The organism is Amycolatopsis keratiniphila (genome assembly GCF_000400635.2).
Classification (GTDB): domain Bacteria; phylum Actinomycetota; class Actinomycetes; order Mycobacteriales; family Pseudonocardiaceae; genus Amycolatopsis; species Amycolatopsis keratiniphila.
The window spans coordinates 7,781,788-7,795,260 of record NC_021252.1 but is presented as its reverse complement, the minus strand read 5'-3'; the positions used below and the strand labels follow the sequence as shown (position 1 = coordinate 7,795,260).

Here is a 13,473-nt window from a genome sequence, read left to right as displayed (position 1 = left end):
TCTGCGAGCGATCTCAGCTGATGGGTGCGACTATAGAAATATGGCTGGTGTTAAGTCGGAACCGACACGGATCCTCGTCCTCGGTGGTGGGTACGTCGGGCTCTACACGGCGTACGGGCTCCAGAAGATGCTCCGGGCCAACGAAGCGTCCGTGACGGTCGTTGATCCGCAGCCGCACATGACCTATGCCCCCTTCCTGCCCGAGGCGGCGGCCGGTGCGATCGAACCGCGGCACGTGGTCGTGCCGCTGAGGCGCGTGCTCAAGCGCTGCCACGTGCTCACCGCGCGCGTGACGAAGATCGAGCACGAGCGCAAAGCCGTGACGGTCGAGGCCGCCGACGGGCACGTCGAGCAGCTGAACTACGACGTCCTCGTGGTCGCGCTCGGCGCCGTCGCGCGCATCCTGCCGATCCCGGGCCTGGTCGAGGAGGGCATCGCCTTCAAGACCATCGGCGAGGCGATCTACCTGCGCAACCACGTCATGACGAAGCTGGACGAGGCCGCCAGCACGCTCGACCCCGAGCAGCGCAAGCGCCTGCTGACGTTCACCGTCGTCGGCGGCGGGTTCGCCGGTATCGAAGCGCTGGCCGAGCTCGAGGACATGACCCGGTTCGCGGTCGAGAACTATTACCCGAACCTCAAGGTCGAGGACATCCGCTGGGTGCTCGTCGAGGCCGCCGGTCGGATCCTCCCCGAGGTGCGCGAGACGCTCGGTGTGTACACCGTCGAGCAGCTCGAGAAGCGCGGCATCGAGGTCTATTTGTCGACAGCGGCGAAGTCGTTCGAGAACGGCCACGTCGTGCTTTCGGACGGCACCGAATTCGACACCGACACGATCATCTGGACCGCCGGTGTGAAGGCGAACCCGGTGCTCGCCAGCTCGGACCTGCCGCTGGACAAGCGCGGCCGGGTCGAGGCCACCGCCGCGATGCAGGTCGTCGGGCACCCCGACGTCTGGACCGCCGGTGACAACGCCGCGGTCCCGGACCTCTCGCGCACCGAGCAGGACCCGACCGCGACCTGCCCGCCGAACGCCCAGCACGCCGTCCGTCAGGCGCGTCTGCTGTCGAAGAACATCATCAAGGTGATCCGCGGCGGCAAGCCGAAGGACTACTACCACAAGAACCTGGGTGCGGTGGCCAGCCTCGGCCTGCACAAGGGTGTCGCCGACGCGCTGAACCTGAAGATCAAGGGTTTCCCGGCCTGGCTCTTCCACCGCGCGTACCACCTCAAGGCGATGCCGACGTGGAACCGCAAGATCCGCATCCTGTTCGACTGGATGCTCGGTGGCCTGTTCCGGCGCGAGGTCATCTCGCTCGGTCAGATCAACAACCCGCGCGAGGAGTTCGACCGGCTGTCGAAGTCCTGACTTCGTAGTTCCGTGAAGGCCTCCTTCCCTACGTTCAAGGTAGGGAAGGAGGCCTTCACGGCGTTTAAGGTGTGCCGGTGCAGGCATTCCGGAAGTTGAAGCCGCCCATCCAATCCGCCCTTCCCCGGCCGGGGCTGACCCCGCTCGAACTCGCCCACGACCTCGTGGAGCGGATCGAACAGGGGACGAAGTACGCGCGGATCCGCAAACGCCGGTTCCGGACGAGGTCGGTCATCCTGCGGGTCCTGGCGCTGCTGCTGTCCGCCACCTCGACGATCATCCTCGGCCTGCAGAACCTGAATCCGTGGACGGGGACGGCGTTCGCGCTGGTCGCCGTCGTCACCGTGGTGAACGTGCTCGAACCGTTCTTCGCGTGGCGCTCGCTGTGGGTGTTGATGGAAGAAGGCCAGTACAAGTTCTACCGGCTGCGTGACGAGCTGACCTACTACATCGCGTCGACGCCGCCCGAAGAGCTCGACCAGGCCGTGTTGCGCGAGCGATTCGACCAGTACCAGGCGATCTGGGATCTCGTCGGCAACAGCTGGCTCAAGTACCGCCAAGCCGACAAGGCGAACTAGGTCATCACCTCGCTCGGGGCATCGCCTAGGCTGACCCGTGCCCCGGTAGCCCAATTGGCAGAGGCAGTCGACTTAAAATCGACACAGTGCGGGTTCGATCCCCGTCCGGGGCACCATTCATGCAGGTCAGGGGCCTGTCTGGTCTTGCTGGTCCTGACCGGCCCCCGGTTTACCCCCGGAATTGCCCGGACCGTCGTCATCCCACATGGCTTCCAGGGCAATCGCGTTGTCCCGGGAGACCGTGGTCCTGCCCATGTACACGTCCTGGGTGACCGACGGCCGGGCGTGGCCGAGCTGATCGGCGATCTGCCGGGAACTCAGTTTCGCGTCGTCCAGCACCGTGGCCGCCGTCTTGCGGAAAACGTGCGACTTGATCCACGCGAAGTCCTCCGTGCCGCGTGCCTCCCGGAGATCCCGCCGGGTGTTCGAGGGATCGCGTAGCCCACCGAGCGTGTCCGGGAAGACCGGGGTGGCCGGGCCTCGCCCAGCTTCTTCGGCCAGACGACGACGCTCCCGAAGCACCGACACCGCCCACGAGGGGAGCGGCAGTGTTCGATCCCCGGACTCGGTCTTGAGCTTCTTCACCCGCCGCAACCCGACCTCCCGGATGCGGATCACCTTCCAGTCGATCGCGACCGTTCCGGCGTCAAGATCGACGTCCTCCCAGAAGGTCGCCAACGCCTCGCCGATCCGGACTCCGGTCGCCAGCATGAACCGCGTCAGGTCCGGCAGGTCTCGCGCGACGGCCTTTGGATCGGCTTCGAGCTGTTCGAGCCACTTGCGGCGCTCTGCCGACGACAAGGCACGAGGCTTCTTCCGCTTCCCGCCTTCGATCCGTTCAAGTTCCCGGACCGGGTTCGATCCCAAGGCCCCTTGACGAACGGCGAAGCCGAGAACGCCACTCACCACGGCACGCGTTGTCCGGGCATGGGATGCGCTGGTTTTCGCTTTGACAGCAGGGAGAAACGCGTCCAGCCGTGGCACGGTCACCTCGTGCAGCCGGAGATCGCCGAGCGCGGGAAGCACATGGTTCTTGAGCACACTTCGGTAGTTGTCCAGCGTGCCGTGTGCTCGCTCTCCCGCCTCGACGCGCCCAGCCTGCCGTGTGATCCACCTGTCGGCGACGACGCTGAACTTCGTGTTGTGGTCCATGTCGCCACCTCCGGGCGCCTTGAGGGCTTCGCTGATCGCCTTCTTCAGCAGCCGTTCAGCCTTGGGACGAGTCGGGCCGGTGCGCTCAATGTCGTGCACCTTCCCGTCAAAGCCCCGGTAGCTCGCACGAGCCTTGACGCCGGTAGTCGTGTCGCTGAAACGGATCTTCCCGTGTGTCCCAACATCGAGCGGTGGCCGTGCCATCACGCGCCCCCTTGTTTGGCGGCCCACCCGTACACGTCCTCGGGGATGTAACGGAGGTGCTTACCGATGCGCTTGCCCGCCGGGCCGTAGCCGGTGGTGCGCCACCTGTAGAGGGTGCCGACGGGGACTCCGAGGTAGGTCGAGACGTCTTCGACGGTCATGAGTGGCTGGTTCATCGCTGATTCTCCTTTGCGAGTTTCTCTTTACGTTGCTGGCGTTTTCCTTCGTAGATCGCTTCGGCGATCTCGCGTTCTTCGGGGTTGTTGTGGCCGTTTCCGGTGTAGTTCCAGTGGTTGACGACGATCACGCCGTCCGGAGTGGCCCCAAGGGCTTCGAGCGTCGCCACGTGCTGATGGGTGCGGCGGTCACCGCGCAGCGTGGTGAAGGTGACGGAGTACCGCTGGGATTTGGTGAGGAAGTGGCCCCGGAAGCCGAGCATGTGCGCCCACTTCCGGAGGAACGCGAGGTCTTCGCTGGCTCCGAGCTCCCAGGCGGTGGCGATCATGCGGCGGTGGTGCGGCAGGACGTCCAGGTGCTCGATCGCGCGTTCGGACCGGATAGGACGGTCGGGAACTTCGCTTGTGCTGGTGCCTTTGGTGGCGTATTTGGCGATGTATCCGGCTAGCGCGCGGTCGCTGATCTCGCCGTCGTCGCCCTCGATCTGCGCGGCGTGTGCGGGGCGAATGGGTCGGATGTCGATCTGCTGGCCCCAGGTGAACACGTGCTCGGTGGTCTCGCCGTCGAGCAGGAGTTCGCGGGACACGCGGGTGGTTTCAGCCGCCGCGCGGACGGCGTGCTCCATGAGCATGTTGTCGACCCAGGCGGGTGCGGGGTCGTGGGCGCCCTCGGGGCCGTCGAGCCGGATCACGGCGTGGAAGTGGATGAGCCCGCGTTTCTGGTATTCGGCGACCTTGGCGTAGGAGAGCCGTGCGTGGTCGGCGAACTCGCTTGCCTTGAGCCCGGCTGCGCGGGCGATCTCCCGGCGAAGGCGGATGGTGAAGCGGTGCCACAGGTCGCCGGTGTGGCCTTGCCAAAGGACCGCGCCCCGGTAGTCGTACGCCTCAGGGTCGATCGCGGTACCTACGCGGGGATCGGCTTCGTGGTGGTTTTCCCCGCATCCGCAGGGGATTCGGCGGCCGGTGCGGGTGGTGCGGCGGCCGTGGACGGCGCCGAAGCTCGGTGCGGTAAGGGTGACGAACAGGCGGGGCTTGTCCGCCACGGTCTCCGGGATCGTCTTGCCGCCGGTCATTCCGGCGCGGATGAGGTGGAACGCGTCGGCGGCGTAGCGGTCGGAGCAGGCGGGGCACACGGACTCGCGACGATTGCCGCACGGGGCGTAGACGGTCCCGGCATGGTGGTCGAGGGTGCGGCCGGTGGCGCGGTCGGTGACGACGCGGTAGCCGGACAGGTGCACCGGCTGGAGGCATCCGCCGGTCGCGGTGACGCGGTCGCGGACGTGGCTCATGTTGAGGTGGCGGGTGATGCGGGTAGCCAGTGAGGACCCGTCGTGCTCGGTGATCATGGCTCTCCATTTCGTGCGGGCACGAGAGAGCCGGGCGAACCCCCGGCACGATCACCGAGGGCTGCCCGGCGAACGTGCGTGGTGCGGGGAACCGGTCAGGCGGTGACCGGGTGGTGGTTGATCGAGGCGTTCAGTTCGTCCACCAGCGTGGTGAGCATCGCCTCGGGCAGGTTGACCCTGGTGGTCAGATCGGCGGCCGTGACGGGCCTGCCAGCGTCGTGGGCGGTCTCGGTGATGCTGGTGACCGTGGTGCGGATGCTGGCGGGGAGCTTCGCGAACGTGGCCGACGTCGGGGCTCGGGGGGTCTGGATTTCGGCCGGCGTAGCCGCCGGGGAAGCCGCGGTTTGCCGCACGGTGTTCTCCCTGGTCGGGGCCGTGACCGTGGCGAGGGCTTGTTCGCGGACGCGGGTGCAGGTCTGCTGGATCACCGGCATGACCTCCGCCAGCAGGAACACCACGAGCGGGATCACCAGGTGGAAGAACACCATGCCCTTCGACACCTCGCCGTGCGCTGGCGCGAGTCCAGCCCACACGTTGGCCACCAGCGTGGCACCCAGCAGAAGGCGCTTGAGGTAGCGCACCGGTTTGACATCGACCGTGACGCCGTGGGAGAGCATCGAGGCCTCCCAGCGGAGCAGCGTCACCAGGATGCCCGCGAGCGCGGGTTCAGCCAGCCACGCGCCCCACCACAGCGGATCGGCGATCGGCCGGTCACCGGCCAGGAAGTCATGTACGCCGGTGGTGGTGAACCCGAGCCCGATCGCGAGGAACACCCACATGGTTCGGGTGATCGAGACCCGGAACCGGTCGGCGGTCACCGCGCCCAACATCGGATCGGTGGACAGCCGGTGCACGTCGCGGGCTTCGTCGAGCTGATCGGCCAGCGCACGAACCCGGCGGGAACGCGGGGTGTCCTCGCCCTCGATCTTGCGTTTCCAGAACATGATGTTGCCTCCTTTCACGGGGATGGACGGGCGAGGCGCCCGTGGCACGACGGAGATCTCACGTGTCCCGCGAGGACTCCGCGCATGCCGGTGAAGCGGTCTGGATGTAGCGGGCCTGTGCGTCGAGCAGGGCCGCCAGGTAGCGGGCGAACTCCGGGGGCATCGCCAACTCCCATGCCTGATCTGGTTTTCCCGGCGGGGACTGGCTCACCCGCAGCAGCACCGTGGACGCGGTGCCGGAGACGGCCGTGTTCGTGACCGTCGCACGCTCGAACCGCACACCCTCGATCGAGCGAAGCGGGTAGATCGCTAGCCCGTCCTCCAGAGTGGACACTGCCGAGTGCCACACTTCGGATTCCGGTCCGGGCAAGGACTCTTGGCTATCCACGGTTCACCCCTTGCTGCCGTTGCCAGCATGGTCCGGATTGACCTGATCGAGCCGGTTCAAGGCTCGTGTCACAAGGTCTTCGGCCTCCCGGGTTGCTGCGATCCGGCGCGCCTTGAGATCCGCGAAGGCGGAATCGGAGAGCTTGTGCTCGTCTCCGGTCGCGAACCAGGTCCCGGTCACCAGAGCATTCAGCCCCGCCTTCAAGTGGCCGCAGATATCGTGGTGCATGTCCGCGAAGCTGTTCCCGTACGCCATGGCGAGTGTCCTTTCTGGTCAGTCGCGGGTGTAGTGGATGACTTGGTATGTTCCGGCGCCGTTGCGTTCGGCGTGCCATTCCTTCCAGATCCCGATCGTCAGTCCGATGTAGACGACGACCGTCGAGCCGACCGCGAGGACGGTCCACCAGAAACTTCGAATGAGCACGCCTTCGAGGATGACGGCGAGAGCGGTGAGGCCGGTGATTTTGAGCCAGAGCCACAGAAGCTTGAGGGTGATCACTGTTTTTGTCCTTTCTGGACGGTCAGGCGGCGAAGGGAACGACGATCCCGGCGGGGCCGTCGTCGTCGAAGTGCGGGGTGCAGAGCCGGACGAGTTCGTCAATGTCGTCGTCGGTGCTGTAGCCCGCGCGGACCCGGATCGGGGTGCGGGACTTCTCCGAGGTGCGGTAGCCGATGCCCTCGCAGCCCTCTTCCGGGATCTCGTCCGCGAGAGCGCCACGCAGCCGCGCGTCCTCCCCGAGCACCATGTCCACATAGGAGGCCGAGCCAGTGCGCAGCGAGATCCGGCGGGTGAACAGATCCCGCACCGGCACAATGTCCTTCGTCGGTTCCTGGACGTAGGCCACGACCGCGAAACCGGCCGCGCGGCCCTGAGTCAGGATCTCCGCGAGAATCCGGTTCACCTGGCTGATCGTCGACCGGCTACCACCGAGCGCGGTGAGCATCGCCAGTTCGTCGATCATCAGGACTTCGAACGGGGTCTCAACGGAAGGGGTGAACTTGCGGAGCTTGTGCTCCCTCAGGAACGCCTGACGTTCCCGCATCCGGTCCCGGAATTCGAGCAGCACGGCGAGCATCGGATCGACGTCCTCAGGGCCGGTGCCGTCGTCGTACTCCACGTCGTCGTCGGCGGACGTGGCGTGCCGGTAGAACAGCGGCTTCCCGCGTTCGGTCTCCATACCGCCCTTGGGGTCGATCATCCAGATCCGGGCGATCTGCTCCCGGATCATCGGCCCCATCGCCCGCAGCGGGTTCCACAGCAGCGACCCCTTACCCGAGCCGGTCGCGCCGGAGATCAGCCAGTGGTGCCCAAGCAGCGGTTCAGCCCAGATCTCGCCCTGTTCGGTGTCGCCCAGCTCGATCGCCTTGAGATCGACCTCATCCACCTCACCGGGGATATCCGCCGGGGGAATGACGACGTCGAATGGGTTGCCGTGCACCAGGGTGATCGTCAGGATCCGGGGCTTGCTGCCCTTCTCGATCGCGATCACGTCCGCTCCGAGCGCGGCGGCCAGTTCGTCCTGGACGTCCTGGAAGACGCGCAGCGACTGGCCTTTGACGAACTTGACCTTGAGGACGTCGATCGACGGGGTGGGCGCGGCGACCCGCAGCAGCCGGGGCACCAGGAGTTCCCCGGTCCGGCGGTCCTGCCCCACCAGGTTGCAATACTCCAAGGACTCCTTCCAGGACTTGCCGATGTAGCGGGTCCAGCGACGGCGGACGGCACGAAGCCGCGGTGACGCCACCGCCATGTAGGAGTCTTTGTGCAGGTAGCGCCAGGACAGTCCGGCGCCGACCAGACCGGCCACCGCGCTACCGGTGGTGACCGCGCCCAGCTCGATGACGCTCGTGCCGAAAACGGCCGGCATAGCCGTGACACCGGGGTGGCGCAGCATCCAGCCCGCGCACCGGGCCGGGATCGGGGTCTTCCCGCTCGAACGGCGGGTCGTGGACTTCGGGGTCTTCATCGGTAGATCTCCTGTGTGTGGTGGACACAGGAGGGCCGCAGAGCCCCGGACACTGGACGCGGGGTCTACGGCCCTCACTACGTCCAGACGGATCGGTCATGCGGTTGTCGGTACTACGGTCCCGGCGGTCAGCGTCGCCGGGCGGCGGGCTTCTTCTTTGAGCCACCGGCGAACAGCGGTTTCGCCGCCTCCACGGTGGTGATCGCGGTCGCGACCTTGCGGGCGGCATTCGTGTGCTGCTTGCCGACCCCGGCGACCCGGTTGGACAAGCTTGTCAGCGCCGACCGCAGCTTCTTCATCGCGTTGTCCAGCTCGGTCAGCTTGCCGTCGATCTGGTTGGTGCTCATCGGTTTCTCCCTCGGTGCTCGGTTCAGAACCAGGATTCTTTCGCCAGCCGCTTGCATTCCGGGCACCGTGGCGCGAACGGAAATCCGAAGAACGATGTCTCCACGGTGTCGACGGTGGCGGTGATTCCGCACGCGGCGGTCATTTGCCCCGACCAGAACGACCTCTCCACGGCGATGTGAACGAGGTCTTCCTCGCGGGCGGCCATCAGACCCGCCAGCCCCGCGAGATCAGCTCCGCCTTGCGCTTGAGCGCGGCCTCCCGCAGCTCGTCCAGCGCGGTAGATGCGGCCCGGAGATCCGCCTGCACCTCGGACTTGGTCGGGACCTGCCAGCCCTCGAACCGGTCCGCCGTGGCGCCCTTGTCGTCCAAGGACTTCCCGAGCTTGCCGACCTCATCGAAGGCTTTGCGGACCTCATCGAGCGCGAACTCGAACTCGGCGAACCGGGCCTTGTTGACCTTGTTGATCGTCTGCGACGTCATCATGATGCCTTTCGTTTGCGAGAACAGGGAATCGGCGCCAAAGAGCGCCACTGGCGGGCCTTCACCTTGGTGCTTTTGGGCACCAGGACCGAGTTACCCGGCCCCTCGAACCCGTGGTGGGTGTAGACGTGCACACCTCCCTTCGTCAGCCACTTCGCGGTCAGGAGCTGATGAACGGCCTCTTCCTCGGGGCGGGGGGCGGCCTCGATCGTCTTGCGGGCAACCAGGTGATACACCCGCTCCGAGGGGCCGACCAGCACATACCCGGTGTTCTCCGCAACCTGTAGCACCTTCTCGATCAAGGTCATGTCGTTGATCGGAGGGGCAGCCGGTCCCGTCGTCACCGGCTCGTTCACCGGATTCCCGAACAAGTCCACCGCGCCCGTCATCGCGTCCCCCGCGTGCCGACCACCGCCAGCAACCCCAGAACCAGGGCGACCACCCCAGCCACCGGCATGGCGACCACCAACACGGCGACCAGCAGCAGCCACAGCGGATAGAACGTCACCTTCGCGAAACTCGTCTCCATCACATTCCTCACATCTGCCACTGGCGACCGCACACGTTGCAGGTCGCGATACGGGTCGGGGACAGCCAGAAATTCGCCGAACACACGTGACCGGCCATCACGCACCCCTCTTCGGGCCGTTCGGGTCGAACGACGAAAGACCGCTCCGCAGAGCGCCCACAGCCGACTTAACCATTGCTCTTCACTCCTTCCAGACCCTTTCCGATCGCGTGAATTTCCTGATTGATTCCAATCAGTTCCTCGATCACCCGGTTAGTCCGAGACCGTGCACCGGAGTCCACTCCGAGCGCCAAACTCACAGCCTGGTCCAGCTCCCGGATCACCTCGCGGACGCCGCGATAGGTGCTCTCGTAAGAACCGAGAAGGAGGCTTACGCGTTCGTTCACTTCTCCCTCCTTCGGCCTTCGTAGGTCTTGGCCTCGTCGATGCCGTATCGAATCAAGTTCGCCTGCGCAAGGGAAATGCCTAGTTCGTTGATCAGTTGATCGTGCGATAGGCGCAGATCCAGATTTGCGACTGAAACCAGATTTGAGACGTCCTCCAGTGCTCGCTTCAAGGCACTCAAATCTCTCAATGCCCGATCGAAAACTTCCAAAAGCTCAGATTTCAGCGGCCCGGTGATCACAGCTCATCCCCTTCCGTCAGGTGCAGCCACGGCCACGCGTTCAACTGCGCGGACAAAATTTCGTGCTCACTCATTCTCAAACCCTCATTTCGTCTAGGACGGATACACCCGCCGGTCCCTGACGAAATGAGGTCAGGAACCAAAGCGCGTAGCCGTATTAGGCGCGTTTTTGGGCATAGTTGGGCTCACTATGTATTTGTCAATGATCAGAAAAATTCAGTGCCCGAGCGGACAAAATGCCGATTTGGCAGGAATCACGCGGCGCGCGATCAGAACAGGGGCTTCATTCCGGCCGCACCCCAAGCCACACCCGAGACGGTTTCACCCCGGTCGTTCTTGAAGGAGTACGGCGTCACGCGCGGGTCGATCAGCTCGACACGGGTCATCTCGTCCTCCGAGAAGCCCTCGCCGGGGTCGGCGTCCAGGGTCACCCGGATCTCCTCGCCCTTCTCCCCCTTGGCCTTCACCATGAGCGCCACCGTGTACTTGGTGACCCCTTCGCGGTCGGTCACAACCTCTTCGCGGCCGTCGACCTTGCGCATCTTCATCTCCGGGTTCTCCGAGACCGTGAGCCGGTAGCCCGCCAGGTTCACCGGGATGTTCCTCATGTCGTCCTCCATTGGTCGGTTTCGATGTTCATCCCGGTATGACGTTGCTATCCCGGGATGGCATGCATGGAACCTTGCCATCCTCATCCGTGGCTTGTCAACCCCATCCCGGGATGGAGTTTGACTGCCCGGGATGATGTGGGAGGATGGAGGCATGGAACGAATGGACACGAAAGCCGTAGCTGCGCAGCTCCGCGCGGACATCCATGACGGCAAGTTCGCACCAGGAGAGACGCTGCCGAACACTGACCAGCTACGTGAGCGGTTCGGTGTCGGCAAGAACGTCGTGTCCGCCGCCGTGCAGACCCTGAAGGGGGAAGGGCTTCTTGCTCCGGGTGGACGCGGGCAGCCGGTACGGGTCCGCGCGATTCCACAGAAGCTGACTCGCTCGAACGTCAACTACCAGGAAGAAAAGGACCTCGTTAAGGCGAGCGAGGATGTTCGTCGGCGTCGCGGTTCGGCTGAACGTGACGCCAATCTTTCAATTGAAGAAGTCAACGACGATTCAGTAACCTATGAGGTTGTTCCGCCGCCTGTCGAAGTGGCCAAGATCTTAGGTCTTGGGTCGGATGAATACGTTCTTCGTCGGACATATTTGCGGCAGTATCGTGACGGTGAAGGCTACAGTAGGATGATTTCCTACTTGCCATACTCGCTTGTCAAAGATCATCCGCCGCTCTTGGACTCGTCAAATGAACCTTGGCCTGGTGGTACGCTTCACCAGTTGTACACGGCGGGAGTGGAGGTATGCGCGATTGAGGACCGTGTCTCCGCTCGTATGCCAACGGAGGAGGAAGTGGCCCTCTATGACATTCCCTTTAATGTTCCCGTCATTCCAATTTTGAAGATCAGCTACGACGCATCGGGGCGCGCGGTAGATGTAGCAGAACTTTTGACCCCGGCTGACCGGATTTCGCTGTCTTACGTCACCGAATTGCGAAAGTGGGACGAGTAAGCAATGGCAACGCCGCGCTTGATCTCTGTGGTTACAGCCGTTTTCGATGGTGGACACCGCTACCTCAAGGAGCTCTACGCGTCCCTGTGTGCTCAGGACATGCCCGACGGCTGGTCGTGGGAGTGGTGCGTACAGGAGGATGGAAACAGTGGAATACCAAAAAAAGAGCTTCCTGACGACGATCCGCGCGTTCACTACGGCACAGGGCTTGCTGGTCGCGCCGCCGTCACTCGAAATATGGCTCTGTCACAGGCGCAGGGGATTGTGATTCGCAACGTTGACGCAGATGACGTACTACTTCCCGGCGCGCTATCACGGGACATTGACGCGTTGCACCGCGTTGCTTGGTGCGTGTCGGCAGGCCTTGATTTGCATGAGGACGGAACCACAACGCCAGGCCCGTACGACCCGCCGAATGGCCCAGTTGAGCCTGGCCGCTTCTACAGGGAGCAGGCAGAGGACAGGCTCTCGGTTCTAGCAGCGAACCTCGCGATGCACACTGACCTCATCTGGTCATTGGGTGGATGGATGGCGCTCACTGGTGCCGAGACGATCGCCACGCTCTTGGCCGCAGAGGCGGTGACTCCGGGCGAGTTCATTGCCGAACCGAGCATGCTCTATCGGAAGCACTCTGCGCAGACTACCGCCTCGGCGGACTACTGGAACCCGCAGGAAGACGAGGCGCGCAGGCGTCTCATTCAGATGCGCGTCGATGCCATCCACTCCAATCGAACGCGGTACCTGCCGGGATCGATTGATGATGATGACGATTCGGCTGTGGACCCGTCGGTTCCGCCGGAGGCGCGTCAGGCGCAGGGGCTTTCGCGTATGACGCGGGGCAATGAGGCCTGAGTCTGGTACTTGGGTCAGGCGCCGACGAAGGGAGCAAAGCTCGTGGTTGAACCGGCATACGTCAGGATCGCTGACGCCTACGCACGTCGTATCCGCACCGGAGAACTTCGGTCGGGGACTCAGCTTCCAAGCTATCCGGAGATTGCGAGCGAGCATGGGGTCTCAGACATTGTCGTTCGGAAGGCTCTTGGGCTCCTGCAAAGTCAAGGCCTCGTTCGGTCCGTTCGACGTCGCGGCGTCTTCGTTGCTGACCTTGAAGGCCACGCCCTGCCGTCTGCCGACCGTCAGTCACCTCTCGAACCGATGCTCGACAACGACTCCGATCAGGCCAGGAATCAGGAGGCATTGAGCGCCTACACGCGCGCGCTCGACGACCTGCGGGAGATGCAAGCCAAGCATCATGCAGAGACTCGCCGGAGCTTCGCCGAGGTCCATCAGGGCATAGCCGAGATCAACACTCTGTTGCGGGCTCTGATCGACAAGGCTTGATCCGTCCGGTCCCCTGTCATGACGCTCGCGTGTTCAGAGTTTCATTACTTGTTCAAGGCGGCCCCTCCGGGGCCGCTGGCCAGGGTGTTTGATCCACGGGCAAGCCCCGCCGGGGCGTGCGGGCTGGCGCCCGGTCCCCGGCGGTCGCCCGTGGAAAAACCAGCCAGCGGCCCACCCGTCGGAGGGGCCGTCAACAAGGCTTCGAGCCGTGGACCAGGAGATACGGCAATGCCGGCGTGGCGCCGCGGTTCACTCCCGTCAACAAGAGCAATGTCCTCGCCGGACGGGCAGGTCTCCGAGATGGTCGAGCAGGCGCGGAACTCGCGTTCGTGTGCGGCCTCACGGCATCTCGACGACCTCCCGGAGGGCATCATGCCTGTCAAGGGGGCGGGCTTAGAGATGACTGCTCGGATCAGCAGGACAGCGCCCCCTTGACAGGCATGATTGGGCTACGCCAGGTCGAC

21 protein-coding genes and 1 tRNA gene are annotated in these 13,473 nt (G+C 64.5%); 6 read left to right on the top strand and 16 right to left on the bottom strand.

Features of this window, described 5'->3' with window-relative positions:
• Positions 1 to 40 precede the first annotated feature (40 nt).
• From AORI_RS75925 to AORI_RS75915, 3 genes are all read left to right on the top strand, one after another.
• A complete protein-coding gene (locus tag AORI_RS75925; protein WP_005155795.1) occupies positions 41 to 1,369 on the top strand; it encodes an NAD(P)/FAD-dependent oxidoreductase in 1,329 nt (442 codons plus the stop codon).
• A 77-nt stretch (positions 1,370 to 1,446) separates the two neighbouring features.
• Positions 1,447 to 1,947 (top strand): DUF4231 domain-containing protein, encoded by a 501-nt coding sequence (locus AORI_RS75920; protein WP_228688245.1) that lies wholly within the window; start codon positions 1,447 to 1,449, stop codon positions 1,945 to 1,947.
• Positions 1,948 to 1,986: 39 nt separating this feature from the next.
• Positions 1,987 to 2,063: transfer RNA gene (locus AORI_RS75915), tRNA-Leu, on the top strand.
• A gap of 10 nt (positions 2,064 to 2,073) precedes the next feature.
• Here AORI_RS75915 and AORI_RS75910 read toward each other — a convergent pair.
• The 16 genes from AORI_RS75910 to AORI_RS75850 form a co-directional block, all read right to left on the bottom strand.
• The gene (locus tag AORI_RS75910) at positions 2,074 to 3,099 is read right to left on the bottom strand and encodes a tyrosine-type recombinase/integrase (RefSeq protein WP_123798656.1); all 1,026 of its coding nucleotides are present in this window, start codon (positions 3,097 to 3,099) and stop codon (positions 2,074 to 2,076) included.
• Between the two features lie 203 nt (positions 3,100 to 3,302).
• The gene (locus AORI_RS75905) at positions 3,303 to 3,479 is read right to left on the bottom strand and encodes a helix-turn-helix domain-containing protein (protein ID WP_016337259.1); all 177 of its coding nucleotides are present in this window, start codon (positions 3,477 to 3,479) and stop codon (positions 3,303 to 3,305) included.
• On the bottom strand, positions 3,476 to 4,825 hold the full coding sequence (locus tag AORI_RS75900) for a replication initiator (protein ID WP_016337258.1): 1,350 nt from the start codon (positions 4,823 to 4,825) through the stop codon (positions 3,476 to 3,478). The genes AORI_RS75905 and AORI_RS75900 overlap by 4 nt, the downstream gene beginning before the upstream one ends.
• Positions 4,826 to 4,920: 95 nt before the next feature.
• Entirely contained in the window at positions 4,921 to 5,769 is an 849-nt protein-coding gene (locus tag AORI_RS75895) for a hypothetical protein (RefSeq protein WP_016337257.1), read from the bottom strand.
• Between the two features lie 58 nt (positions 5,770 to 5,827).
• Entirely contained in the window at positions 5,828 to 6,103 is a 276-nt protein-coding gene (locus tag AORI_RS75890) for a hypothetical protein (RefSeq protein ID WP_016337256.1), read from the bottom strand.
• 57 nt (positions 6,104 to 6,160) lie between these two features.
• Positions 6,161 to 6,412: a hypothetical protein gene (locus tag AORI_RS75885; RefSeq protein ID WP_016337255.1), complete on the bottom strand. Its 252-nt coding sequence runs from the start codon at positions 6,410 to 6,412 to the stop codon at positions 6,161 to 6,163.
• A gap of 18 nt (positions 6,413 to 6,430) precedes the next feature.
• On the bottom strand, positions 6,431 to 6,655 hold the full coding sequence (locus AORI_RS75880; protein WP_016337254.1) for a hypothetical protein: 225 nt from the start codon (positions 6,653 to 6,655) through the stop codon (positions 6,431 to 6,433).
• A 22-nt stretch (positions 6,656 to 6,677) separates the two neighbouring features.
• Entirely contained in the window at positions 6,678 to 8,123 is a 1,446-nt protein-coding gene (locus AORI_RS75875) for a type IV secretory system conjugative DNA transfer family protein (RefSeq protein WP_016337253.1), read from the bottom strand.
• Between the two features lie 128 nt (positions 8,124 to 8,251).
• On the bottom strand, positions 8,252 to 8,470 hold the full coding sequence (locus tag AORI_RS75870; RefSeq protein ID WP_016337252.1) for a hypothetical protein: 219 nt from the start codon (positions 8,468 to 8,470) through the stop codon (positions 8,252 to 8,254).
• Positions 8,471 to 8,493: 23 nt separating this feature from the next.
• Entirely contained in the window at positions 8,494 to 8,676 is a 183-nt protein-coding gene (locus AORI_RS75865; RefSeq protein ID WP_016337251.1) for a hypothetical protein, read from the bottom strand.
• Positions 8,676 to 8,951 carry a hypothetical protein gene (locus tag AORI_RS75860; RefSeq protein WP_228688244.1) on the bottom strand — a complete coding sequence of 92 codons (276 nt, stop codon included), beginning with the start codon at positions 8,949 to 8,951 and terminating at the stop codon, positions 8,676 to 8,678. Before AORI_RS75860 ends, AORI_RS75865 begins: the two co-directional genes overlap by 1 nt.
• Positions 8,951 to 9,340, bottom strand: a complete 390-nt coding sequence (locus tag AORI_RS75855; protein ID WP_016337249.1) for a hypothetical protein — start codon at positions 9,338 to 9,340, stop codon at positions 8,951 to 8,953. Before AORI_RS75855 ends, AORI_RS75860 begins: the two co-directional genes overlap by 1 nt.
• Positions 9,337 to 9,480, bottom strand: coding sequence for a hypothetical protein (locus AORI_RS83745; RefSeq protein ID WP_158509150.1), 144 nt, complete (start codon positions 9,478 to 9,480; stop codon positions 9,337 to 9,339). The genes AORI_RS75855 and AORI_RS83745 overlap by 4 nt, the downstream gene beginning before the upstream one ends.
• A gap of 167 nt (positions 9,481 to 9,647) precedes the next feature.
• On the bottom strand, positions 9,648 to 9,866 hold the full coding sequence (locus tag AORI_RS83580; protein ID WP_016337248.1) for a hypothetical protein: 219 nt from the start codon (positions 9,864 to 9,866) through the stop codon (positions 9,648 to 9,650).
• A complete protein-coding gene (locus tag AORI_RS83575) occupies positions 9,863 to 10,105 on the bottom strand; it encodes a hypothetical protein (RefSeq protein WP_123798654.1) in 243 nt (80 codons plus the stop codon). Before AORI_RS83575 ends, AORI_RS83580 begins: the two co-directional genes overlap by 4 nt.
• Before the next feature lie 269 nt (positions 10,106 to 10,374).
• Positions 10,375 to 10,713, bottom strand: a complete 339-nt coding sequence (locus AORI_RS75850) for a hypothetical protein (RefSeq protein ID WP_043849172.1) — start codon at positions 10,711 to 10,713, stop codon at positions 10,375 to 10,377.
• A gap of 154 nt (positions 10,714 to 10,867) precedes the next feature.
• Between AORI_RS75850 and AORI_RS83110 the strand changes: the two genes are divergently transcribed.
• From AORI_RS83110 to AORI_RS84085, 3 genes are read left to right on the top strand one after another with little or no spacing between them, the layout of a single operon-like run.
• Positions 10,868 to 11,668, top strand: a complete 801-nt coding sequence (locus AORI_RS83110) for a GntR family transcriptional regulator (RefSeq protein ID WP_158509149.1) — start codon at positions 10,868 to 10,870, stop codon at positions 11,666 to 11,668.
• 3 nt (positions 11,669 to 11,671) lie between these two features.
• Positions 11,672 to 12,520: a glycosyltransferase gene (locus tag AORI_RS83105; RefSeq protein ID WP_081809740.1), complete on the top strand. Its 849-nt coding sequence runs from the start codon at positions 11,672 to 11,674 to the stop codon at positions 12,518 to 12,520.
• A gap of 42 nt (positions 12,521 to 12,562) precedes the next feature.
• Positions 12,563 to 13,009 (top strand): GntR family transcriptional regulator, encoded by a 447-nt coding sequence (locus AORI_RS84085; protein WP_200870943.1) that lies wholly within the window; start codon positions 12,563 to 12,565, stop codon positions 13,007 to 13,009.
• Positions 13,010 to 13,473: the final 464 nt, after the last annotated feature.